The following is a 23979-nucleotide window of genomic DNA, read 5'->3' as shown; positions in this document are numbered from 1 at the left end:
GGTGTCCGTCTCGGTTCTCCAGCTTCTCGGTCGCACACATCCCACGTCCCGATGCTCGACGATGATTTCCTTGCGACCAAAAGCTTCGCGGTTGAGCGGGCGCGTGTCGTCGCAGCGAACGGGCGTCTTGCCCTGGGTGCTCACCGGCAGCCCCGCGTACCAGCTAGCCGGAACTGTCACTCGTCCACGCCGAGGGGCAGCTCCACCTTCAGCGAGGTACCCAGGCCCGGTGGGCTGGCGACGGTCATCCGGCCTTCCAGGGCCTCGATCCGGTCGGTGAGCCCGATCAGGCCGGAGCCACGTGCCGGATCGGCGCCGCCAACGCCGTCGTCACGGACCGCGACGTGCAGCCGGTCCCCCCGCACAGCCGCTTCGACGCGGACCACTGACGCCCGCGCGTGTTTCGTCGCGTTGGCAAGCGCCTCCGCCACCGTGTAGTACGCCGCGACCTCGACCGACGGTGCGAGTCGGCTCCCGACCTGCACGTCGAGCTCGACCGGGATGGCTGAGCGGCGGGCGAGCGCCCTGAGCGCGGGACCCAGACCACCCTCGGACAGGATCGCGGGGTGGATCCCGCGCGCGATCTCGCGCAGTTCGTCCACCGCCGCCGCCAACCCGGAGGCGACCTCGGACAGCTCGCTCCGCAGCCCGGGCAACTCGGCCGGCACCCCGGCCTCGGCCGCCCGCAGATCCAGCGCGAGCGAGACGAGCCGCTGCTGGATGCCGTCATGCAGATCGCGTTCGATCCGCCGGCGAGTCTCGTCGGCCGCGGCCACCACGCGCACCCGGGAGGCGGCCAGGTCGGCACGCGCCTGGGTGTTGGCGATCGCGGTCGCGACCAGATCGGTGAAGTTGGCGAAGCGGTTCTCGGTGTCCTCGGGCAGCGGCTCGTCCCGAGTCGACAGTGCCTTCATCACTCCCCACAGGGCTCCCTCGACGAGGATCGGGACCCCGACCGCCGACCTGACGTCTCCGCCGAGCGCCTCGACAACGCCCTCGATCCGCGCGGGCTCGTCGGTGCGCAACACCTGGGACGCGACGCTCTCGGCGTCCAGCCGCACGCGGGCTCCGACCACCACCTCGCAACCGGCCGCGCCCCAGCTGGCGACCGTGGTCGCCGTGCCGTCGGCCTCGTAACGCAGCAGCCGCGTGCCGTCGGCACCGAGGACCCGGCCCGCCTCCTCGGTCACGGCGGTGAAGACGGCGGGCGGCGGCTCCGCGTGCGCGACGAGGGTGGCCACTCGCCGCAGCGCCGCCTGCTCATCGGCGAACTGGGTGAGCTCGTCGCGGTTCTGCTCGAGCGAGCGTCCCATCTTGTTGAACGAGCGCTCCAGTGTTCGGATCTCGGCCGCGCCGGTCTCGGGGATACGAGTGGCGAGTTCGCCGCCGGCGAGCCGATCGGCCATGGCCGCCGCTCGGCGCACGGGGCGGATGACGGCACGTGTCATGTAGCCGGCGAAAAGCAGGATCAGCAACACCGATCCGGCGACGCCGGCCGCAACCGCGACCACCGCCTGGCCGGCCGTGGCCGCGGCCTGCTCGTCGCGGGCGACGGCCACGCCGCGCTCGGTCAGGTCGAGGCGCTCGAAATCGGTCCGGATCAGATCCACACGCCGCCTCCCGTCGTCGATCGCCGCGACACTGCGCACCGAGGGATCGTTCCGGCGCGCGGCACCCACCATGGGCACCGAATACCGCGCGACGTAGGACTCGATGCCCTGGGTGATCCGCCGGGACTGGTCCCTCTGTTCGGGGGTGTCGGACAGCCGCTGGAGGTTCACGCTCTCCGCGGGGATCGCGGCGCGCGCGGTGTTCCAGGGCTCGAGAAACCTTTCGTCGCCGGTGAGCAGGAAGCCACGGCCGCCCGTCTCCACGTCGACGAGCAGCCTCTCGAGTCGGCTCGAGCTCGTGAGCAATTCCTGAGAGTGCCTCGCGAGTTGCGCCGACTCGCGCTCGACGATGACCGCGCTGAGCAGGACGACGAGCAGGATGCCCTCCGTGATCGCGAGCAGGGCGCACCCGCCGAGCACGCGGAGGATCAGGCCGCCCACGATAGTCTCCTGTGCATGGCCTCCAGTACAGTCGGTCGCCTCGCGACGCGTAAGGGACTAGGGTCCCCATAACGGACAAATGGATGCGGCGAAGCGGCCCGGTCCGCGATCTTCGGAGGACGGCACCACGACCAACCGCAGACGGGTGGTCGTGGCGGACGACGACGTCCTGCTCCGCGAGGGCATCACCAGCCTGCTCGAGCGCTTCGGCTTCGACGTGGTGGGGCAGGCCGGTGACGGCGCCCAACTCCTCGCCCTGGTCGAGGAACACGTCCCGGACCTGGTCATCCTGGACATCCGGATGCCACCGACACAGCACACCGAGGGGCTCGCGGCGGCTCGGACGATCCGCACGCGGTATCCCCGGATGCGGGTGCTCCTGCTTTCCGCGCACGTCGAGGTGGAACACACGTTGGAGCTGTTGGCCAGCGGGCGGGGCGTCGGCTACCTGCTCAAGAGCCGCGTCGTCGATGTGAACGAGTTCGTCGACACCGTGGAGCGGATCGCGCGGGGCGATGTCGTCGTCGACCCCGTGCTGGTGCAGGACCTGCTCCGGGCCAGTCGCAAGGACGACCCGCTGGCCGCGCTCAGCGCGCGTGAGCGTGAGGTGCTCGCACTCGTGGCGGAGGGACGGTCCAACGCCGGAATCGCCCGTCAGCTGTGGGTCACCGAGGGGACCGTCGAGAAACACGTGCAGCACATCCTCACCAAGCTGCGGATCCCCGACAGCGGCGATGATCACCGCCGCGTGCTGGCGGTCGTCGCCTTCCTCGAATCCCGCTAGGACTGGCCGGGGGCGCCCAGGAGCAGCTCGTGGACGGCGCCGGCGCACAGGGCTGACTTGGCGAGAAATCCGAGCGCCGGGCTGTCCGCGATGAGCTCCTCGAAGTCCTCCCGCTGATGGGTCGACACCATGATGATCCCGGGCCCGTTCGTGTCGTCCCGGTCGTCGAACCGATGCTCGTCCAACCGCCGCGCGAGGTCGAACCCGCTCTGGTCGCCGAGGTCGATGTCGATGAGCACCACGTCCGGCCGGAACGCCCCGGCGCGTCGTAGCGCGTCGGGGACGGTCGAGGCGATGTCGACGACCAGTCCTTCGCGTTCGAGCAGCGCCTTGGCGGCCTGGAGGAAGCGAGCACTGTCGTCGACGAGAAGACAGCGCAAGGCCATGACTCGAGGATGGCAAGGCCGCCGGCATAGCACATTCCGGCTAGCCTGAAGGACTCGAGATCGACTTCGGCCTCGACGAGTTCGACGTCGAGGTCCCCGGGACGGTCTCAGCGATCGTGGGGCGACTTGGCCGACCCGAGCGCGACGACCAGGTTCTCCTGCGCCGCCAGCACGTCACCGTCGAACTCGGCGCGAGCGGCGGCCACCGAGACTGTCCGGTCGTTGCCCGGCCAGAAATGGGTGAGCATCAGCCTGCGGGCCCCGGCCTGCCGCGCCCACCGGCCGGCCTCGCGAGAGGTCATCAGGTTCCGGGTGGTCTGCTGCGTCTCGCCGACGCGATCGGTGGCCTCGACGATGAACAGGTCGGCGTCCCGGCCGAGTTCGGCGAGCAGTGGACTCGGGCCGGTGTCGCCGGAGTAGGCAAGAGCAACCCCGTCGGCCTGCAACCGAATGCCTGCGTTGGGCACGTAGTGCGGCAGCGGCACTCCTGTCAGGTCGAACGGCCCGACCCGGTGCGTGCCGGGCAGAAGGTGCATGTCGAAGACCGCCCGCAGATCGACATCGGGTTCCAGGCCGCTGAGCCGGTCGAGCACACCCGGCGGGCAGTACAGCGGCAGCCGCGCTCGGCCGGGGGCACCGTAGAACCGCATCCGGAACAGCCCATGCAGGTCGATGCAGTGGTCAGGGTGCTCATGGGTGATGACAACGGCATCCACGGCGCCGTCCGGCCAGTGCGCGAGAAGACGCGGCAGTGTGGCGTAACCGAGGTCGAGCACCAAGCGGTAGCCGTCCCAGTCCACCGCAAACCCGCTGCACGCACGCCCTGGCTCCGGGAAGGCACCGCAACTGCCAAGCACGGTGACCTGTCGCGTTCGCACACACCCTCCACTTCATGCCGTCCAGCCGGCCGATCGCCCCGCCCAGTGAGCGCCGGCGCCGGCACCGCCATCGGAGTGCGAGATCAGCGCGTCCGATCGGAGTATTGGCGGACGACCTGCTCGGCGGTTGGCGCTACGCCGTACAGCTCGGAGGATGTACACCGATCAGCTCCGAATGGGTCTGCCGACCGTTCGGGGCTGTGACCACGAGTCCGGCTGCTTGTCTCTGTGCCGGAGCTTGCCGGGCGGCCCCTCGGATGGATACGGAGTCCGCGTCCGCCCGGCTGGGGTGATGTCGGGGCGTCGGGGGCCTCGGCATCACCCCGTTCGGCGTCCAGCGTCGGGAACGGGCCGCATGAAACCGCCGGTCAGAGCCGGCGACCGACGTCGGAACCCGACACGATGACTTCTCCGTCAGGGCTTGCGGGCGACCACGGCGGCGATGCACTGCTCCACCTGGTTGAGCGGGGTCAGCCTCGGACCGTCCGGCCACCAGTTGTCGCACAGCGCCAGACCGGGTTCCTTGTTCAGGCCGTACGGCATGATCTCGAGCCCCTCGACGAACGCGAGGATCTCCCTCTCCGTGCGGAACCGACCGGACCCCATCGGGCTGTGGATGAACAGCTGCTCCATCTTCTGGGCCAACTCGGTCAGGCCGGGCGTCTCCGGGTCGAAGAAGTGCGCGACGACCACGAACGAGCCGCTGGGCAAGGCCTCGATGTACTCGCGCATCATGTCCGCGCCGTCATCGGCGTTGTAGTGGTGCAACGTGCCCACCTGCAACAGCGCCAACGGCTGATCGAAGTCGATGTAGCGGCGGATCTCCTCGTTGGCCAGGATCAGCCCGGGATTGAAGATGTCCTCGGCGACGACGTGGGTGTGCGGCGCGTCCTCCAGGAGGGCGCGGCCGTGCGCGAGCACCACCGGGTCGTTGTCGACGTAGACCACCGCGGTGTCCGGATTGACCCGCTGCACGACCTGATGCGTGTTCTCCGCGGTCGGCAAGCCGGAGCCGCAGTCCAGGAACTGCGTGATCCCACCCTGCTCGGCCACGAACCGCACGGCGCGGATCAGGAAGTTGCGGTTGGACCACGCCAGATCCCGAACCTCGGGCGCCCGAGTGGCGACCTGCTGGAGCACCAGGCGGTCGATCTCGTAGTTGTCCTTGCCGCCCAGCGCCGCGTCGTACACGCGGGCGATGCTCGCCCGCGTCGGGTCCACCCCGACCGGAACCGAACTCGGCGCGGCGTACCCCAGATCCGACGACGGCATCTTGCCCCTCTCGGGAACGGACACGGATTTCGCGGACTTCAACCCTAGTGGGTCGCGTCCGAACCACAACGACTACCCGCGTCAATCACCGAAACGGGGCACGGCCAGGAGAGTGAACCGCACCGGGAACTACGACGCGCGTCCTGTGCACCGCAAGCCCGTCATCGGTCGATGTGGAGGCGAGAAAGCACTCGACCGGCCATCGCAAGGACCATCGGCGTCAGCTCGGAATCACCTTGATCCGGCAACCATCGGCCTTCCCGGGTGCGAGCGGCCAGCGCGTATGCACAGGCCCTCAGGACATCGAAGTCGGCCTGGGCACCGGGCTTGGCGAGTAATGCCCGCACCAGCCCAGGTAACGCGAGCAGCGGGTAACCCGGGTCGTCGGCCGCCACCAGCGGCGGCTGGCCCTCATCCGTCGACGGCAGGACGACCGGCACGCCGCCACCAAGCGGGTCGATCACGGCGTCGGAGCGATAGGTGATGCGGCGCAGCGGGTAGCTCAAGGCGTCGGTGGGCTCCCATGACACGATGTCCCCCACCCCCAATGCCAGCAGCAGCGGGCACAGCGTCGGAATAGCAGTCGACTCGACGATCACCACGCGCGCCGCCGCCGGCGGTCGACCGGTTCTGGTCAGCAGCACCAACAGGCGTCCGGCGAGGCCGACCGCGGTCATCTCCTCGCGGGTGAGGCACGGCACGCCGGACCTCGTCGTGAAGTCGGCTTTGAGGCGACGGGCACGAACCTGGTCCACCCCACCGAGGTAGACGGCATCGACATCGATCGGGCGGGACAGCAGCGCGGCCGTGGCCGGCACGACCCGTAGGTCGGGAATGTCGGGGGGTCGGTCGGTGTCGGCGTCGCCGATGACGGCCAGGCGCGGCGGACGTCCCATCGCCGTCACCCGTTCCGGTCGCCGAGGACGGCGAGAATGTCCGAATCCACCCAGCCGTCGACGTCCACGTCGTGTCGCTGGGCGACGGCGAGCAGGTCGACGAGCCGGCCGGAGAACAGCTGCTCGCGGTAGCCGTCACCGCCACTCCTGGCCTGACGGATATCGCGTTGGACGTCCAGGACGCTGTCGTGCAGCGTCGTGACGAACTCACCCATCGAACTCGGCCCCTCCAGCGGCTGCCGGTACAACGACCTCATGCTCTGCGCAATTGAAGACTATTGCAACTCTCCCGCGCTGTGTCGGCGGTCTCCTCCGCTACAGGTCGTTGCCGGCGTAGGACAGGTTGAAGCTCTTGTTGACCAGTGGGAAGTCCGGGACGATCGTGTCCGCGAGCGCGACCGGCAGCGCCGGCCAGTTGAAGAAGCTGGGATCGACGACCTTCACGCGCGACAGCGTGCCGTCGCGGGCGATCTCGACCCGATGCGCGATGGCGCCGCGCCACCCCTCGACGATGCCCACGCCGGAGCGCGCCGCGACACCGGGCAGGTCCGGCTCAAGGTCCGCGGCCCCGTCGAGCAGCGCGGAGATCCAGGCGACGGATTCCTGGATCTCCCCGTTGCGGATGAGGAACCGGGACAGCACGTCCCCCTCGGTGTGTGACGGCGCACTCCGCGGCAGCGGCGGTCTGACGAACGGGTGGTCGTGGCGGGCGTCGAAGGTCAGCCCGCTCGCGCGGGCCACGTAGCCGAGCACGCCGAGATCGGCCGCCTGGCCGGCGGTCAGGCGCGCGGTCCCACCGAACCGATCACGGACGACGCTGTGTTCGACGGCCAGCCCCGCGATCTCCGCGACGTCCATGGCGATGGTTGCCAGGAACTCGGTGTCAGGCGCCGCGAGCAGCCGCGTGGTCCCCGGCCGGATGGCGCCGCGGAGCAGTCGGTGCCCGGTGATCTCCTCGTTGGCCCGCAGGAGCCACTCCCGAATGCGTCCGGCGTGCGCGTGGAGGATGCCGTGTCCGACGTCGTTGCACAGCGCGCCGATGTCGGCGACGTGGTTGTGCAGCCGTTCCAGCTCCAGCAGCACCGCCCGGTCCCGCCGAGCGGCGGCGGGCACCGAGATGTCGAGCGCGTCCTCCACCGCGATGCAGTACGCCAGCGTGTGGCCGACGGCGGTGTCGCCGCTGATGCGCTCGGCCAGTTCGACGCCCTGGTCCGGCCGACGGCCCTGGAACAGCTTCTCGAGTCCCTTGTGGACGAACCACAGCCGGGCCTTGAGGTTGAGGATCGTCTCCCCCACCACCGAGAACCGGAAGTGACCGGGTTCGATCATGCCGGCGTGCACGGGGCCGACGGGGATCTCGTAGACGCCGGGGCCTTCCACGGTGCGGAACGGGTACGGGCCGTCGACGTCGCCGAACTCGGGCGGATCACCGGCGTCGGCGCGCATCGGGTACCAGCCTCGCGGCCAGTGGAAGTGTCGGACCAGGCGGCGCGGCAGCGGATGCTCCGCCGGCACGATGCCGAACAGATCCCGCATCTCCCGCTCGAAGCGGCCGATCGGGAACGACAGGCCGGCCAGACTCGGCAACCGCTCGGCGGCGCGATCGAGCGGGACGTGCAGCTCGACGCGATGGTCGCTGCCGGCCTGGGTGAACAGGTACACCGCTCGCAGCCGGGTGGTGTCGTCGTGGCCGGCCACCAACGCCGGGCGGTATCCGACGGCGAGCAGCCCTTTGACGTGTTCCGCCAGTTCGTCCGGCGCGATGACCCGGGCAGTGCGGCGATGACCGACGAGGTCACCGAAGGTGTGTGTCATGGCGTCCCCACGGCGATCACTGCTGCCGAGTGCAGCAGACCGGTCAGCGGTCCTGCGGTCACGCCGAGCGCGGCGCTCAGCGTGAGCCCGGCCAGCAGCACGGCGCCGGCCGCGGCCGGCAGCCGCGGCGATGCCGTGGCCGCGCCGGGCCCCTCCGCCGGAGTGCCCAGCAGCATCCGGCTCACGTGAATCACCAGCACCGCCCCGGCGACCGCCGTCAGTGACAGCGCGATCGCGGTGAACCAGCCCAGGCCGGCGGCGAACCCGGCGCGCGCGATGCCCAGTTCACTGGCGAAGATGCTGAACGGCGGCAGCCCGATGAGCGCCAGCACGCCGAACCCCAGACACCCCGCCAGGACCGGCTGCCGCGCGGCAACGGCCCGGATCTGAGCGATGCGGCTGGTGCCGTCCGTCTGAGACAGCTGCCCGGCGCCGAGGAACAGGACGCCCTTGGCCAGGCCGTGGCCCAACATGTGCAGCAACACCGCGGCCATGGCGAGCGGGCCGCCGACTGCGGCGCCGGTGGCGATCAGCGCCAGGTGCTCGATGCTGGAGTAGGCCAGCATCCGCTTGTAGTCGCGCTGCGCGATCAGCAATGACGCCGCCAGCGCGAGCGAAGCCAGCGCCATCACCAGCAGCAGCGCCCGCGCGAAGCCGGCGCCGAGCACGGCGTCGGCGACGAGCTTGACCCGCAGGATCGCGTAGAAGGCCACGGACAGCAGCACGCCCGACATCAGCGCCGACACCGGCGCCGGGGCCTGACTGTGCGCGTCGGGCAGCCAGGCGTGCAGCGGCGCGAGTCCGGCCTTGGTGCCGAAGCCGATCACCAGCATGGCCACCGCGATCTTGGTCACCGCAGGGTCGAGCGTGTGCGCGGCGGCGATCAGGCCGACCAGGTTCAGGCCGGGTCTCACCGGTGTGTGCTGTGCGGCGTAGTTGAGCAGCAGCGCGCCCAGCAGTGCCAGGGCAATGCCGGTCGAGCAGATCACCACGTACTTCCACGCCGCCTCCACGGCCGCCCGGGTGCGGCGCTGACCGACCAGGAACGCCGTGACGATCGTGGTCGCCTCGATCGCGATCCACAGCCCGCCGAGGTCGGCGGCCAGCACCGCGCTCGCCATCGCCGCGAGGAACGCCTGCACGAGCAGGCTGTGCCGGGCCGCGGTCCGCATGCTCGCCCGGCCGGCGCGGATCTCGGCCGCCAGGTAGGACGGGGAGGCGGCGGTGGCCAGCAGCCCGACGGTTCCGATCACCAGCAGCATGAAGACCGACAGCGCGTCGACACGGGCCAGACCGCCCACCGCTATCTGAGGACCACTCAGGTCGACGACTGCGGCGAGGCCGATGGCCGCCGCGAGCTCACCTGCGGCCGCCCCGGCGGCGATCCAGGCCGTCGCCGGACGCCAGCCGAACAGGAGATAGGCCAACGCGCCGAGCACCGGCAGCCCGACCGGGGCGAGCATCAGCAGCGTGATCATCAGTCGTGCAACTCCCGCAACTCGGCGACGTCGGTGTCACCGAACGTCTCGCGCATCCGCCCGGTCAGGATCTGCAACACCAGCACGGCGAGCAGCACGTCGAGCGCCACGCCCAGCTCGACGGTCAGCGCGACGCCGGCGGTGGTCAGCAGGCCGACGGCGGTGATGCCGTTGTCCATCAACAAGAACCCGACCAGTTGCGACGGCGCCCGACGCCGGGTGATCAGAACGAAGAACCCGATGAGGACGACCGCGACGCCGATCGGGATCGCGCTGGTCGCCGCCGCCGGGGCGAGTTCCACCAGCGGCCGCGACACCGCGTAGGCCAGGAGCGTGAGCACCGCGGCGACCAGCAACGACGCGGCGACATTGACCAACGGCCGCGTTTCCCGGCTCGCCGGACCGACCGCCGCCACGGCGCGTCGCAGCAACCAGGGGAGAATTCCGACCCGGAGAACGAGAATACCGACCGCGACGGCGCCGAGTTCGATGCCGCCGTGGTGGAGCGCGGCGAGGCCGGCGATCACGGCCAGGGCGAAGCCCTGCACGGCGAACACCCGGATGAGCACTGCCAGTTCGCGGCGCCACAGCATCAGCACCGAGGTCAGCAGGAGTCCGCCGCAGGCGAGATACAGCAGCTGCACGTAGGTCGTCTCACTCACGATCGCGGCACACCTCCTTGTCAGGCCAGGAAGAACGACGCGGCCACGGCGAGCAGCGCCAGCAGGAACGACCCGGCCAACAGCTCCGGCACGCGGAACAGGCGCAGCTTGGCCAGGAACACCTCGCCGACGGCGAGCGCCAGTCCGAGCACCACGACCTTCACCGCCAGGGCCAGCACGCCGCCGAGCACCGCGAACGGCCCGGCTGTGGTGGCGATTCCCCACGGCACGAACAGATTGGCCAGCAGCGCGAGAAACACGCCCAGCCGCATCGCCGACGCCAGCTCCACGAGCGCCAGGTCCGGACCGGCGTACTCCAGCACCATCGCCTCGTGCACCATGGTCAGCTCCAGGTGCGTGGACGGGTTGTCCACCGGCAGCCGCCCGGTCTCCGCGACGATCACGATGACCAGCGCGACCGCGGCCAGCAGGCTCGCCGGCGAGATCGCCCGAGCCGGGTCGCGCAGCGTCGAGGACACGATCGCGGCCAGATTGGTGGACCCCACCGGGACCGACAGCGCGAAGACGGCCACCAGCAGGGTCGGCTCGACCAGCGCGACGATGGTCATCTCGCGGCTCGCGCCCATGCCGCCGAACGCGGTGCCGGTGTCCAGCCCGGCGAGCGCGAGCGCAACCGTGCCGGCGGTCAGCAGGGCGACGACGGCGAAGAGATCGGCGACCGGGTCCAGCGGGGAGTCGACGGTAGCCAGCGGGGCGACGAAGGAGACCACGAGCGTGGTGGCGACCAGCGCGTACGGCGCCGCCCGGAACACGACGCCGGTGCCGCGCGGTGCGATCGGCTCCTTGCCGAACAGCTTGCGCAGATCCCGCCATGGCTGGGCGATTCCCGGCCCGGCTCGGCCCTCCAGCCGGGCTCGCACCTGCCGCATCATCCCGACCAGGACCGGGGATCCGGCCACCACCGCGAGCGGCTGGACCACGCCGCCGACGATGCCCAGGGCACTCATCGGGTCACCGCCAAGAGGATCAGCAGGCCGCACAAGGTGTAGAAGCCGTAGCCGAGATAGCGGTGCACGCTGCCGGTGGCCAGCCGCCGCGCCGCGGCGGCCCAGACGCTGACCGCCCGCAGCAGCGGGGTGTAGAGCCACCGTTCGATCCGGTCCAGCACCCGGTTGCGGAACTCGATGGCCTCCACCAGGTATGCGGACTCGCGCGCGTGCGTGACGTCCACATCGGTCTCCGGCTGCACCACGTCGTCGAAGACCCGTTGCAGCGGCTCGGCGAACGAGGTGGCGGTGTACTCCATCCGTGCCGACAGCGGACCGGCGCCGCAGTCCCACAACCGCGCCGCGCGGCGTGCCTGCCGCGTCAGTACCAGCCGCACGACTGCCACCAGCCCCAGCGCCGCCCCGACCGACACGACGGCCAGCATCAGCGGTGACAACGCACCCGAGACCCCTACGAGTCGTACGACTATGCCGTCCATCGCTGCGGGCGAGCCCGTACGAAGCAGGCCGCTGGCCAGCGAACCCAATTGCGACAAGAGGATGGTCGGCAGCACCGCGAGCACCGCGCAGACCGCGACGGCGATGCCCAGCGCGGCCGTCATCGACGCCGGGCTCTCCCGCGCCGCGGCGGCACCCGCGCTTCGCGGCCGGCCCAGGAACCCGACGCCGAACGCCTTGACGAAGGTGGCGACGGCAAGGCCGGCGGTCAGCGCCACCGCCGCGACGGCGATCGGCATCATGACGACGGCAGCGGCGCCGGCACTCGGCCGGGCGTGGATCAGCGCCTGGAGCAGCAGCCACTCCGACACGAAAGCCGTGCCCGGCGGCAGCGCCGAGGCAGCCAGCGCACCGAGCCCGAACGCCGCGGTGGTGAACGGCATCGGACCGGACAGCCCCCCGAGCGCGTCCAGGTCCCGGCTTCCCGCGCCGCGCTGGACCGAACCGGCGGCCAGGAACAGGACCGTCTTGAACGCGGCGTGGTTGACCATGTGCAGCAAGGCCGCCGCCAACGCCAGCCCGGCCACCACGGGATCGTCGGCGACCAGGCCGGCGGCGCCGAGCCCGATCAGCACCAGCCCCATGTTCTCGGTGGTCGAGTACCCCAGCAGCCGCTTGAGGTCCGTGCTCATCGCGGCGTGCAGGATCCCGTAGACCGCGGAGATCCCGCCCAGCGCCAGGGTCAGCAGCCACCACCAGCGCTGCCCGCCGCCCAGCAGGTCGAAGCCGACCCGCACGATGCCGTACACGCCGAGGTTGACCATCGCCGCCGACATCAGCGCGGACACGTGGCTGGGCGCTTCCGGATGCGCGCGGGGCAGCCACACGTGCAGCGGAACCACGCCGGCCTTCGAGCCGAAACCCAGCAGGGTGGCCACGAACACCACCGACGCGGTCGTCGGCGACAGGTGGTGCGCGGCGACGCGCAGAGCCGGGAACGTGTCGTCGTCAGCGGCAGCCGTGAACACCAGCAGGCCGGCCAGAATCGCCACGAAGCCGAGGTGGGTCATCACGGCGTACCAGCGGCCGGCCCGGGCGACCTCCGGCCGCCGGTGATGCTCGGTGAGCACCAGCACGAGCGAGCAGAGCGCCATCAACTCCCAGCACACCAACAGCGCGCCCACGTTGCCGGCCGAGACGACCAGCATCATCGTGATCACGAAGAGCGGGAACACCGCCTGCGGCAACCGGCCATTGGCGTCGGCGCGGGCGTAGCCGACGCCGTAGACGGCCGACACGAACGCGACCGCCCCGGTGACAGCCAGGAACAAGCCGCTCGTCGAGTCGACGGTGATCGTCACTCCGGACAGCGGCAACAGCGCCGGGAACGCGGCGTAGTACCGCGTCCCGCACATCGCGCTGATGCCGGCGATGGTCCCGGCAGCCCCACACAGTGCGGTCACGGCTCCGACAGCGCGGGCACGCAGGTGCTTCCGGGTGGCCGCGCCGAGCACGGCGGCGAACACACCCAACACCAGTGCGACGCCGAGCGCGAGACCGGTGGGATTCACCGGCCGGTCAGCTTCCGCAGCGCCTCGGTGATCGCCTCCGGTCGGGGCGGGCAGCCGGCGACTTCCAGGTCGACCGGAATGACGTCGCGGACCGGACCGACCACCCCGTAGGCGCTGGCGAACACGCCGCAGTCACGGGCGCAGTCGCCGACCGCGACGACAACGCGGGGCGAGGGCACCGCGTCATGGGTGCGGCGCAAGGGTTCCGCCATGTTGCGGGTCACCGGCCCGGTCACCAACAGCGCGTCCGCGTGCCGGGGTGAAGCCACCAACCGGGCGCCGTACCGCTCGGCGTCGTACACCGGTCCGAACGCCGCCGCGATCTCGATCTCGCAGCCGTTGCACGATCCCGCGTCGACGTGGCGCACCTGCACCGAACCCCGCCACCCCGCCGCGACCGCCGGCCGGTCACCGACCGGGCCGGCCGGGGCCGGCTCCGCGGCCCGTCCGATTCTCCAGATCCTGCGCCACAACCGCAGCACTTCCCTGCTCCCCTTCTGCCACGTCCGGAGCAGCGGGGCGCGCCCGCGGCTCAGCCGCCCGGCGACTCCGAGGCGGGTAGTTCCGAAGCCGTGCCCGGCACGGCCGTCCGGAGGTCTTCCAGCAGTTCCATCTGGCCGGACAGCACCCCCGTCAGGATCGACCGGGCCACCGCCAGCAGCTCGGCCACCTGCGGACTGGTCAGCGAGTAGTAGACGTTCGAGCCCTCTTTGCGGGTGACCACCAGACCGGCCCGGCGCAGCACCGCCAGCTGCTGGGAGAGGTTGGTCGCCTCGATGCCGACCTCGGGCAGCATCTCGGCCACCGCGTGCTCGCGCTGGCTGAGCAGCTCCAGCACCCGGATCCGCGCCGGATGCCCCAGCGTCTTGAAGAACTCGGCCTTCAGCTGGTACAGCGGCCTGCTCACGCGGACCACCCCGCCCTCGTCGTCATGCCGTGATCCTCCCCTGTCCCGCCGCGAGAGGATCGAACACGCCCACCTTTCACAGATCCACAATTGCAAAACTTATCAAGTCTTCACGGGCGGTGAGGGTACTCGCCCTCCTCGGCGCCGTCCATCGGGGGCTTGGGTCAGGCGACTTGCGCTTGCGGGTCCGACGGCGTTCAAGCCGAATTGTCGTGATCCCGCACTGTGCTACCGTTCGCCCGAACTGCTTGCAAACCGCTGCATTCCGCTGGTCACGCCCAATATCGAGGTGGTCGGGAGCCTGACGACTGCGGCGATGGTGGGGGCTTGCGTGATGGAGTTCGGGGTACTGGGCGAGGTCACCGCCGACGTCGCGGGGGAACCGGTCGTGCTGGGGCCGGCCCGGCAGCGTCTGGTGCTCGCGATCTTGCTCGTCGACGCCAACCGCGTGGTCTCCGTCGACGATCTCGTGCGGCGCGTGTGGGGCGACGATCCACCTCAGCGAGCGCGAGGCACCCTCCAGAGCTACGTGTCGCGCCTGCGGCGCGCGGTGGGCAGCGCGAGACTGTTGGCGCGATCCGGTGGATACGTCCTGGTGGCCGAGCGGACAGCGGTGGACGTGCAGCGGTTTCGTGACCTGGGCGACCAGGCCCGGGCGGCCACCACCGACGCCCAGGCCGTGACCCTGCTGACCGAGGCCCTCGGACTGTGGCGTGGGGAGGCCCTGGCGGGTCTGGAGGGCACCTGGGCAAGCGCGGAGCGCGACCGGCTGCACCAGCAACGTCTGCTCGCCCAACACGATCTCGCCGACGCGCGCCTACGCCTGGGACACGGCGAGGACCTGGTCGACGAGCTGTCCGCGCGCCTGACCGAGCATCCGTTGGACGAACGGGTTGCCGGCCAGTACCTGCTGGCCCTCTACCGCGCCGGCCGTGCCGCCGATGCCTTGGAGCTCTACCGGCGTATGCGGACACGATTGGCCGAGGAGTTGGGCACCGACCCGGGCCCCGCGTTGCAGGAGCTGCACCAGCGGATCCTCCGCGCCGACCCGTCCCTGCTCGGCACCGCCCGGCGCGCGGCGATGCCGGAGTCGGTGCCGCGGCAGCTACCCACCCCGCCGGCGCAGTTCGCCGGCCGCGGCAGCGAACTGGCCGAACTCACCGCGCAGCTGGACCAGGCCGGCGACGCTCCGACGGTGGTGATCTCCGCCCTGGCCGGCGCGGGCGGGATCGGCAAGACCTGGCTGGCGCTGCACTGGGCCCACGCGCACGCGGACCGCTTCCCGGACGGGCAACTCTTCGCGGATCTGCGCGGCTTCAGCCCCGACAGCGATCCGCTCGACCCGCTGACCGCGGTGCGCGGATTCCTGGACGCCCTCGGCGTCGACGCCACCCGCGTCTCCGGCGGCCTCGACGAGCATGCGGCCTGCTACCGCAGCACGATCGCCGACAAACGAATGCTCATCGTGTTGGACAACGCCGCCACGGCCGATCAGGTCATCCCGTTGCTCCCCGGCACCCCGACCTGCACCGTGCTCGTCACCAGCAGGAAGACGCTCACGACGCTCCTGCACCGGTACGGCGCCCGCCACCTGTCGCTGTCCACTCTCGACGAGGACGAGGCACACGAGCTGCTGACGGATCGCCTCGGCGACAAGCGCCTCGACGCCGAACCCGACGCGGTCGCGGATCTGATCCGGTCGTGCGGTCGCTATCCGCTGGCGTTGGCCATCACCGCCGGCCGCGCCCACGCCCGGCCCGGGATTCCACTGGCCGAGTTCGCCGCCGAACTCCGCGAATTCGGTCTGGACGCGCTGGACGACGACGTCCCCGCCGCCAGCCTGCCCGCGGTGCTGTCCTGGTCCCTGCGCGCCCTGACCACCGAGCAACGCACGGCGTTCGCACTGCTGGGCATCGCCCCCGGCGCCGATATCGGCCTGCCTGCCGCCGCCGGCCTCACGGCTGCGTCCAAGCCTCGCATGGCGAAGGTGCTGCGCGAGTTGGAGGATGCGTCGTTGCTGGGCCGCCGCGCGAACGGCCGGTATTCGATGCACGACCTGATCCGCGCCTACGCCAGCGCCACCGCCCACGACACCCTCGCCGAGGACACACGGTCGGCGGCCCTGAGGCGGGTGGTCGACCACTACCTGCACACCGCGCATGCCGCCGACCGTCTGCTGGACCCCCACCGTACGTTCGTCCCACTCGACGCCCTGGCCCCCGGCGCCACCCCCGAGCCACCGGCGGACGCCACTGCGGCGCTGACCTGGTTCGACACGGAACACCCCAACCTGCTGGCGGCCCAGCGCTGCGCCGCGGACCATCGCTGGCACCAGCTGGTCTGGCACCTGGCCTGGGCGATGGAGACCTTCCACTCGCGGCGGCGACACCGCCAGGACCGGGTCGCCGTGTGGGAGCTGGCGCTGGACGCCGCGACACACCTACCCGACCCGACGTCCCAGATCACCGCCCACCGGCTCCTCGGCCGCGCCCACGGCGACCTGGGCCGCCGCGACGAGGCCATCGCGCATCTGAGCGCGGCCCTCGACCTCGCCGAACGCTGCCACGACCCCGCCCAGCAAGCCCACACGCACCAGGCGCTGGCCGCGGCGTGGGAAGCGCACGGCGGTGACCAGCAGGCACTGCACCACGCCACCCAGGCCCTGAGCCTGTACCGCACGCTCGACCAACCCACGTGGGAAGGCCGGGCACTCAACAACGTCGGCTGGTACGCCGCCCGGCTCGGCGACCTGAACTCCGCCCGCGCCCACTGCCACGACGCACTCGCCCTGTTCCGCCGCTGCCACAACCCCGACGGCGAGGCATCCGCCCTGGACAGCCTCGGCTACATCAACCACCACGCCGGAAACCACCACCAAGCCGTTGAAGACTACGAGCAGGCCCTCGCCCTGCGCCGCCACCTCGGCCACACGACCCGCGTCGCCGACACCCTCGACAAGCTCGGCGACGCGCACACCGTCCTCGGCCACCACGACCGCGCCCGCACCGCCTGGCGGGAGGCGCTCGAGCTGTACGAGTCCCAACACCGAGCCGCCAACGCCGACCGCGTGCGGCAACAGCTCGACAGCGGCTCGGTGACCACGCGCCGCTGACCGACGCGGTTCGCGAGCCGGGAATGTGCGTGTGAGGTCAGCTCGACACCACCCGGGCCACCAGCGCGGACAGTTCCGGATGGGCCTCCGCGACGATCTCCCGGTACCCGGGTTCCACCAAGAACTCGAAGAGGTAGTTCTCCAACGCGTACCGGATCGCGCTCTGGTCCGGGCCGTCGGCCCGATAGGCCTCGAACACCACCGACAGCTGCACGGCGAGCCGGTCGCGGTCGGCCGGATACCGATCCAGCGCCAGCTCCAGCACCGGGAACCAGAGCGCCTTCGGCACACCATGTCGCCGGCCAGCGCGGGAAGCAGCTCGCGGTCGCCGTTCACGGCGTCCTCGATCTCCCGGACCAGCAGACCCGCCAGTGCCGGCCGGGTTTCCGGCAGCCTGGTCCACAGCAGGTCGCCAAGGACGCCGAGGCTCCACGGCATGGCCGCCGCGGGTCCGGGGCCGGCCCCCGACACAGGGAAACGGATATCGTTTCACACCAACGGATTCGACCCGGCGGCCGCGGCGAGACTCGACCGGCTCACCCGAACACTGTTGTCCTGACGGGGAATTGACACTTCTTTCTCCATCGACGACGGCTCGTCGGTGCTCGAACCGGGACACCTTCAGGACAGATACTGCACGGCGTAGGCGCGCCAAGGCCGCCAGGCGGCGGAATGCGTTGGCAGGGCGGTCAAGCCGAGCTTGCGGGCGGCACGGCGGACGACGGGGTCGGCGGCGCTGAATGCGTCGGGATCGCCGAGGGCACGCTTGGCGATCGCCTCCACGGTCGGGGCCTCGATGCCGGGTAGCGCCGCGAGCTGGGCACGGACGCGAACCCAGTCGCCCCCGGCGCCGAGATCGACCTCGCCGTCGGCCAACGCGCGCCGACATCCGTGGCTTCTTCCGTCCCCTGCGGAGCCTGGTCTAGGTTGCGGCTCGAACGAGCTCGTCGAACAGCGACTGGGCCGCCGAATCCTTCGACGCGGTGTCCTCGGGGTGCCACTGGACGGCGGCGAACCAGCCGGGAGTGCTCGGCAGCTCGACGGCCTCGATCGTGTCGTCCGCCGCGAGAGCCGTGGCGGTCAGTCCGGCGCCGAGCCGATCGACGCGTTGATGGTGGTAGCACGAGACGACGCAGGACTCGGCGCCGGTCGCCTTGGCGACCACAGAGCCGTGGACGAGTCGCACCTCGTGCACGACATGCCGGTGGTCCCGGTCCGGGCCGCCCATGTCCTGCTCAAGGGTCCCTCCGAGCGCGACGTTGACGACCTGAAGTCCCCGACAGACGGCCAGCAGGGGCAGTCCGCTGTCCAACGCAACCCGGGCAAGCGCGAGGTCGAAGGCGTCCTGAACGTGGTCGACGTCGTAGACGGCGCCGTGCACCGAATCGGCGCCGTACGCGGCCGGCGCCACGTCGCCGCCCCCTGGCAGCAGGACACCGTCGAAACGGCTGAGCCGAACGGCGAGGTCGGCTGGTGAGGCTTCCGCCGGGTGGATCGTCGCCGGTTCACCGCCGGCCCGCCACACCGCTTCGACCAGCGCTCGGGCGTTGACCTCCGCGGCATAGCGAAGCGCCGAGGCGCCGGCGGAGAACCGGGCGGGCACCGCGATCAGCGGACGTGTGCTCACAGCTGGACCCAGGTCGTCTTGAGCTCGGTGTACTTGTCGAGGGCGTGCGCGGACTTGTCCCGTCCGTTGCCCGAGAGCTTGACGCCGCCGAACGGCACGGTCATGTCACCCTCCTCGTAGCAGTTCACCCACACCGTGCCGGCCCGCAGGGCACGGGAGACACGATGCGCGGTCGTCAGGTCGGAGGTCCACAGCCCCGCAGCCAGCCCGTAGTCGCTGGCGTTGGCCAACGCCACGGCTTCGTCGACCTCGTCGAAGGCCAGGACGGCGAGGACCGGTCCGAACACCTCCTCCCGCGCGAGCCGGGACGCCGGCGCGACGTGGTCGAAGACGGTGGGTCGCAGATAGCTGCCGCCGGTCTCCGCGAGCACCCGCGAGCCGCCCACACGTAGCCTGGCTCCGTCCGCGACGGCGGCGTCGATGTGCGCGCGGACGCGGTCCAGGTGGCTTTCCCGGACCAACGCGCCCATCTCCGTGGCGGGGTCGAGCGGATCACCGACGCGCAACGCCTGGGCCCGCGCCACCACGGCGTCGGTGATGCGATCCGCGATCGAGCGATGGACCAGCAGACGGGACGGCGCGGTGCACATCTCGCCCTGGTTGAAGAAGATTCCCCAGGCGGCAGTGGCGGCGGCCAGGTCGAGGTCCGGAGCATCCGGGAAGATGATGTTGGGCGACTTCCCGCCGAGTTCGAGCCACACACGCTTGAGGTTGGAGTCGGCGGCGTATCGGAGGAAGTGACGGCCCACGTCCGTGGAGCCGGTGAACGCCACGACGTCCACGTCCGGATGCAGGCCGATCGCGCGCCCCGCGGTGGAGCCGTCACCGACCACGACGTTCAGCGCGCCCGGCGGCAGACCGGCCTCGGTCGCCAGCTTGGCCACCATCAGCGCGGACAGCGGTGAGAACTCGGACGGCTTGAGCACGACCGTGCATCCGGTGGCCAGCGCGGGGGCGACCTTCCAGGAGGCCAGGGTCAATGGGAAGTTCCACGGCACCACCGCGCCGACCACGCCGGTGGGCTCGCGCGTGACCAGCGCCAGCGTGTCCTGGGCGGTCTGTGGGGACTCGTCGACGATCTTGTCCGCCAACTGTCCGTACCAGCGGAAGGCAGCGGCCGCCGCCCGGAGCTCGACGGTGTGCGCCTCGGAGATCGGTTTTCCCATCTCCAGGCTGATGCACAGCGCGAGCTCGTCCCGGTGCAGCTCCAGCAGATCGGCCAGCCGGACCAGGACGCGGCCCCGCTCGGCGGGGGCCAGTCGCGGCCACGGCCCATGGTCGAACGCCCGCCGCGCTGCGGACACGGCCAGGTCGACTTCACGCTCGCCGCCGTCGGCGACCTCGGCGACGGTCCGCCCGTCGCGGGGCGAGACAACGGCGAAGGTCTTCCCGTCACCCGCCTCGTCCGCCCCGTCGATGTAGTGCCGCGACGGCAGCTTCACCTCGGCGGCGAGACGCAGCCAGTCTTCGTGAGTGCGAAGAGACATTGCCGGAACTCCTCAGGCGATCTTGTCGAGGAAGGCGTCCACCAGCGCGCGTGCTCCCTCGTCGCGGGTACGCGCGAGGAGGTCGCCGGGGTCGATGCCATGGGCGCGGCACTGCTGCGCACCGCCGAGATCGAGCCAGCACGTCAGCGCTCACCAGCACTCCCCCGAAGGCTTTCGTTTGGTACCGAACGATAAGACGGGAACCACTACTTCACAAGGGGCGAACCGGTTGACCCGCCATCTTCGCCGACATCTCGTTGGGGCCCAAATGTTCTGCCCGGCTACTCTGGTCGATGACCGGGACTACCGTGGCGAGGCGATCCGCACCGCCGTCAAGGGCGAGGTCCGCCAGGACAGCAGCACCAACGAGATGGAATGGGGCATGCACTACGTCGTCGCGGACATCGCCCGCACCATCACGTTGTTCCCCGGCGACGTCCTGCTGTCCGGCACACCAGCCAACTCCGCGACGTCGTCTCCGTCGAGGTCGAAGGTCTTGGCACGTTGACCAACAACATCGTCACCGGACCGACCCCGGTCCGCACGGACTGCGGTGCTCAGCCACCGAGAGCGAGTCCACCGCACAGGGCGGCGACTGGGAGTTCCGCGGCATCCGTCCGCCCGGTTCCCGTCGGGTCACACCACGAGCGAGCGGGCCACGTCGAGCTCACCGTGATCGACCAGCCAGTGGACGGACTCGAGCACGGCGGCCTCCGGCTCGTAGCGCGGTGCGTAGCCGAGCAGCGTCCTGGCCTTCTCGATGGCGCAGCACTGGCTGCGGTAGAGATGGTCCCAGCTCATCGCCGCGTGCTCCGGGGTCGTGATCTCACGGAACTCCTGCCACGTCACCGATTCCAGCGACGCGGTCTGCCCGAACCAGCCGGCCGCGATGTGCGCGTACCCACGGACGTTCAGCGCGGTCGGGGCGACGACGTTGAAGTCCTCCCCCGCCGCCGCGTCCCGGTGTTCGATCGCCCGCTCGAAAGCCTGGGCGACGTCATCGGCGTGCACGTGATGCATCATCTCGGCGCCGCTGCCCGGAACCGCGAGCGGCTGTCCGGCCGACAGCGTGAACCAGACGCCGGGGTCCAGGTTGCCCAGCGGACCGACCGGATGCCACCCCGGGCCTACGATGTGCCCTGGATGCAGGGACGTCGTCACCAGGCCCCCGGAAGCGGTCTCCTCCTTCAACATCCGGGCGATCCGATCCTTCTGGATGCCGTACTCCCCGACCGGTGCGGTGCCCGTGGTCTCGGAGATCGGCAGCCGGTCGCTGGGGCCGTAGCGCCACACGGAACCGCAGTGCAGCAGGTGCCCGACCTCGCCGCGGAGACTCTTGACCAGCGCCGTGGCGGATTCCAGGGTGAAACAGATCAGGTCGACGACGACGTCCGGCCCGAGCCCCGCCACACGGTCGCCGAAGACCCCGTCGCGGTCCTCCCGTTCCCGGTCGGCGACCACCTGCCGCACCTGCCGCCATTCGGGAGCGTCGGCATAAGCGGCCCGGGCGCCCCGGCTGACGCAGATCACGTCATGGCCGGCCCGCACCAGCCGGGGCACGAGGAACGTGCCGATGTGCCCGCTCCCGCCGATGACGACGACTCGCATGACGCTCCCCTCGGTACCGGCCTGGTTAGCGCTAACACTCGACGGTCGCCGACAACCCCTGGGCACTCACAGGAGGTATCCGGAACCCCGAACGGCGACAAGCTAAGCACGGCCCGCGCCGGTGTCAAGAATCCCGGCCCAGGCGTCCACATCACGTTCGAGCGACCCGAGGCGCTCGCGCCCACGTGAGTACTCCGTCGCGGTCCGCGACAACCACGGACGTTCGTAGGTATTTCGGCGCTGCGCCGTCCCGGGCGGCCGTAACTATTGACGGCCGCCACAGGGTTAAGGACGTTCTGTTGACTGCGCCCGAATTCGCGCCATAAATTTTTGCGAGCCGCCCACTACGGCCAAGATTCTCCGCAAACACGACAGAACCCACACCCTGAGCGAGAGAGTGTGACGTGAAGAAATCCCTGCGCGTATTAGCGGCCAGCATCGCCCCCCTGCCGGTCATCGCCGGTGCGATGCTCGCCGCGACCACGGCGTCGGCGGCCACGACGCCGCTGGTCGCCGTCCCGCACACCGTGAATCCGGCCGTCGCCTCCAGTGTCGCCGTCGGCCGGCCGGCCGCGACCGACAAGGTGTCGGTCGCCGTCTCACTGAAACTGCGCGACCAGGCCGGACTGGACAAATTCGTGGCCGCGGTCGGCGACCCCCATTCGTCCGAATACCGGCATTTCCTCACTCCCGCGCAGTTCACCGCGCGGTTCGGGCCGACCCGACAGGAGGTCGACTCCGTGTCGGCATTCCTGGCCTCGCGGGGATTGTCGGTCACGCCGCACCAGGCCGACAGCCAGGTGATCGACGCGACCGGCACCGCCGACCAGGTGGGCAACGCGTTCAACACCGAACTGAGGCTCTACCGCCAGCACGGCCACGAGTTCTACGCCAACGCGACCGAGCCGACGCTGCCGGCCGCGATCGCCGGCTCGGTCGCCGCGATCACCGGCCTCGACAACCACGCGGTGCTGCACGCCGACGCCGTGAAGCAGCCGGCCGCCACGTCAAAGGCGGCGTCCGGGCTGACCCCGAGCAAGATCAAGAGTGGCTACGGCGTGAGCGGGCTGGGCACCGGCAGCGGCGAATCCGTGGCGCTGTGGGAGTTCGACGGCTTCAAGACCAGCAACATCTCCACCTACGACAGCAACTACGGGCTCGGCTCGCCGACTCCGAGCACCGTGTCGGTGGACGGCGCGAACTACAACTCCAGCCCCGGCGACGGCCAGGGCGAGGTCGAGCTGGACATCGAGATCGTGCAGGCGGTCGCCCCCGCGGCCAAGACCTACGTGTACGAGGCGCCCAACAGCGACCAGGGCCAGATCGACATGGCCGCCCAGATCGCCGCCGACGACAAGGTCGGCGTCACCTCGATCTCCTGGGGCGAGTGCGAGACCGCCAGCTCCTCGGCCACCATCCAGAGCACCCACGACGCGTTGGCCCAAGGCGTCGCCGAGGGCATCAGCTTCTACGCGGCGTCCGGCGACAGCGGCTCCGACGACTGCGGTGACGGCACCACCGCCGTGGACTACCCGGCGTCGGACCCCGACGTGTCGGGTGTCGGCGGCACCACGCTGACCGAGACCAGCGCCGGCGCCTGGTCGAAGGAGACGGCCTGGGCCGACGGCGGTGGCGGCGTGTCGACGTCGTTCTCCGGCCGGACCGTGCCCGACGTGTCCGCGGACGCCAACCCCAGCACCGGGTACGCGATCTACTCGGCCGGCAGCTGGGTCGAGTACGGCGGCACCAGCTGCGCCGCACCGGTGTGGTCGGGCATCACCGCCCTGCTCGACAACGAGCTCGGCGGCGACCAGGGCAACCTGGACGCCACCTTCGCCAGCATCGGCAAGGGCTCCAGCTACAGCAAGGTGTTCCACGACATCAAGTCCGGCAGCAACGGCTCGTACAGTGCGGCCACCGGCTACGACAAGGTGACCGGCTGGGGCACGCCCATCGCCTCCGGCCTGTATTCAGCACTCGCGGGCTGAGAACCGACGCGTGATCAGGGGTCGCCGGCAGTGCCGGCGACCCCGTCAGGC

At 70.7% G+C, this 23979-nt stretch carries 22 protein-coding genes; 4 read left to right on the top strand and 18 right to left on the bottom strand.

What is annotated here, in order from left to right:
* Positions 1-176: 176 nt before the first annotated feature.
* The gene (locus BCF44_RS21975) at positions 177-2051 is read right to left on the bottom strand and encodes a CHASE3 domain-containing protein (RefSeq protein WP_116176231.1); all 1875 of its coding nucleotides are present in this window, start codon (positions 2049-2051) and stop codon (positions 177-179) included.
* Positions 2052-2130: 79 nt separating this feature from the next.
* On the opposite strand from BCF44_RS21975, the gene BCF44_RS21970 reads away from it, so the two are divergent.
* Positions 2131-2835, top strand: coding sequence for a response regulator transcription factor (locus tag BCF44_RS21970; protein WP_116176230.1), 705 nt, complete (start codon positions 2131-2133; stop codon positions 2833-2835).
* On the opposite strand, the gene BCF44_RS21965 is transcribed toward BCF44_RS21970, so the two are convergent.
* From BCF44_RS21965 to BCF44_RS21910, 12 genes are all read right to left on the bottom strand, one after another.
* Complete coding sequence (locus BCF44_RS21965) at positions 2832-3221, bottom strand: response regulator (RefSeq protein ID WP_116176229.1); 390 nt, start codon at positions 3219-3221, stop codon at positions 2832-2834. The genes BCF44_RS21970 and BCF44_RS21965 overlap by 4 nt on opposite strands.
* A gap of 107 nt (positions 3222-3328) precedes the next feature.
* Entirely contained in the window at positions 3329-4099 is a 771-nt protein-coding gene (locus tag BCF44_RS21960) for an MBL fold metallo-hydrolase (RefSeq protein ID WP_116176228.1), read from the bottom strand.
* Positions 4100-4513: 414 nt separating this feature from the next.
* Positions 4514-5371: an SAM-dependent methyltransferase gene (locus BCF44_RS21955; protein ID WP_116176455.1), complete on the bottom strand. Its 858-nt coding sequence runs from the start codon at positions 5369-5371 to the stop codon at positions 4514-4516.
* Between the two features lie 161 nt (positions 5372-5532).
* Positions 5533-6267 (bottom strand): hypothetical protein, encoded by a 735-nt coding sequence (locus tag BCF44_RS21950; protein WP_147328578.1) that lies wholly within the window; start codon positions 6265-6267, stop codon positions 5533-5535.
* Between the two features lie 5 nt (positions 6268-6272).
* Entirely contained in the window at positions 6273-6482 is a 210-nt protein-coding gene (locus BCF44_RS21945) for a hypothetical protein (protein ID WP_116176226.1), read from the bottom strand.
* 100 nt (positions 6483-6582) lie between these two features.
* Positions 6583-8082 carry a hydrogenase large subunit gene (locus BCF44_RS21940; protein WP_116176225.1) on the bottom strand — a complete coding sequence of 500 codons (1500 nt, stop codon included), beginning with the start codon at positions 8080-8082 and terminating at the stop codon, positions 6583-6585.
* Entirely contained in the window at positions 8079-9560 is a 1482-nt protein-coding gene (locus BCF44_RS21935; RefSeq protein WP_116176224.1) for a proton-conducting transporter transmembrane domain-containing protein, read from the bottom strand. Before BCF44_RS21935 ends, BCF44_RS21940 begins: the two co-directional genes overlap by 4 nt.
* Positions 9560-10222: a hypothetical protein gene (locus BCF44_RS21930; protein ID WP_116176223.1), complete on the bottom strand. Its 663-nt coding sequence runs from the start codon at positions 10220-10222 to the stop codon at positions 9560-9562. The genes BCF44_RS21935 and BCF44_RS21930 overlap by 1 nt, the downstream gene beginning before the upstream one ends.
* A gap of 20 nt (positions 10223-10242) precedes the next feature.
* Positions 10243-11190 carry a respiratory chain complex I subunit 1 family protein gene (locus BCF44_RS21925; protein ID WP_116176222.1) on the bottom strand — a complete coding sequence of 316 codons (948 nt, stop codon included), beginning with the start codon at positions 11188-11190 and terminating at the stop codon, positions 10243-10245.
* Positions 11187-13199 (bottom strand): proton-conducting transporter transmembrane domain-containing protein, encoded by a 2013-nt coding sequence (locus BCF44_RS21920; protein WP_246015391.1) that lies wholly within the window; start codon positions 13197-13199, stop codon positions 11187-11189. Before BCF44_RS21920 ends, BCF44_RS21925 begins: the two co-directional genes overlap by 4 nt.
* The gene (locus BCF44_RS21915; RefSeq protein ID WP_211353148.1) at positions 13196-13681 is read right to left on the bottom strand and encodes an NADH-quinone oxidoreductase subunit B family protein; all 486 of its coding nucleotides are present in this window, start codon (positions 13679-13681) and stop codon (positions 13196-13198) included. The genes BCF44_RS21920 and BCF44_RS21915 overlap by 4 nt, the downstream gene beginning before the upstream one ends.
* A gap of 50 nt (positions 13682-13731) precedes the next feature.
* Positions 13732-14106, bottom strand: coding sequence for an ArsR/SmtB family transcription factor (locus tag BCF44_RS21910; RefSeq protein WP_116176452.1), 375 nt, complete (start codon positions 14104-14106; stop codon positions 13732-13734).
* A gap of 334 nt (positions 14107-14440) precedes the next feature.
* Between BCF44_RS21910 and BCF44_RS21905 the strand changes: the two genes are divergently transcribed.
* Entirely contained in the window at positions 14441-17218 is a 2778-nt protein-coding gene (locus tag BCF44_RS21905) for an AfsR/SARP family transcriptional regulator (protein WP_116176221.1), read from the top strand.
* Positions 17219-17255: 37 nt separating this feature from the next.
* Here the strand turns inward: BCF44_RS21905 and BCF44_RS21900 are convergent, their stop codons facing one another.
* The 4 genes from BCF44_RS21900 to BCF44_RS21885 all read right to left on the bottom strand — a co-directional run bounded on the left by BCF44_RS21900 (position 17256) and on the right by BCF44_RS21885 (position 20332).
* Entirely contained in the window at positions 17256-17507 is a 252-nt protein-coding gene (locus BCF44_RS21900) for a hypothetical protein (protein ID WP_116176220.1), read from the bottom strand.
* 332 nt (positions 17508-17839) lie between these two features.
* Positions 17840-18094 carry a DNA glycosylase family protein gene (locus tag BCF44_RS21895; protein WP_211353147.1) on the bottom strand — a complete coding sequence of 85 codons (255 nt, stop codon included), beginning with the start codon at positions 18092-18094 and terminating at the stop codon, positions 17840-17842.
* A 46-nt stretch (positions 18095-18140) separates the two neighbouring features.
* Positions 18141-18845 (bottom strand): gamma-glutamyl-gamma-aminobutyrate hydrolase family protein, encoded by a 705-nt coding sequence (locus tag BCF44_RS21890; protein ID WP_116176219.1) that lies wholly within the window; start codon positions 18843-18845, stop codon positions 18141-18143.
* A complete protein-coding gene (locus BCF44_RS21885; RefSeq protein ID WP_116176218.1) occupies positions 18842-20332 on the bottom strand; it encodes an aldehyde dehydrogenase in 1491 nt (496 codons plus the stop codon). The genes BCF44_RS21890 and BCF44_RS21885 overlap by 4 nt, the downstream gene beginning before the upstream one ends.
* A gap of 268 nt (positions 20333-20600) precedes the next feature.
* Between BCF44_RS21885 and BCF44_RS56705 the strand changes: the two genes are divergently transcribed.
* The gene (locus tag BCF44_RS56705) at positions 20601-20840 is read left to right on the top strand and encodes a fumarylacetoacetate hydrolase family protein (RefSeq protein ID WP_211353146.1); all 240 of its coding nucleotides are present in this window, start codon (positions 20601-20603) and stop codon (positions 20838-20840) included.
* A 128-nt stretch (positions 20841-20968) separates the two neighbouring features.
* Here the strand turns inward: BCF44_RS56705 and BCF44_RS56700 are convergent, their stop codons facing one another.
* Entirely contained in the window at positions 20969-21940 is a 972-nt protein-coding gene (locus BCF44_RS56700; RefSeq protein ID WP_116176217.1) for an NAD-dependent epimerase/dehydratase family protein, read from the bottom strand.
* Between the two features lie 404 nt (positions 21941-22344).
* Here BCF44_RS56700 and BCF44_RS21870 point away from each other — a divergent pair, with 404 nt between their 5' ends.
* A complete protein-coding gene (locus BCF44_RS21870; RefSeq protein WP_246015389.1) occupies positions 22345-23928 on the top strand; it encodes a S53 family peptidase in 1584 nt (527 codons plus the stop codon).
* Positions 23929-23979: the final 51 nt, after the last annotated feature.

It is taken from the genome of Kutzneria buriramensis, assembly GCF_003387475.1.
GTDB classification, from domain to species: Bacteria; Actinomycetota; Actinomycetes; order Mycobacteriales; family Pseudonocardiaceae; genus Kutzneria; species Kutzneria buriramensis.
This window is presented reverse-complemented; position numbering and strand designations above follow the sequence as displayed.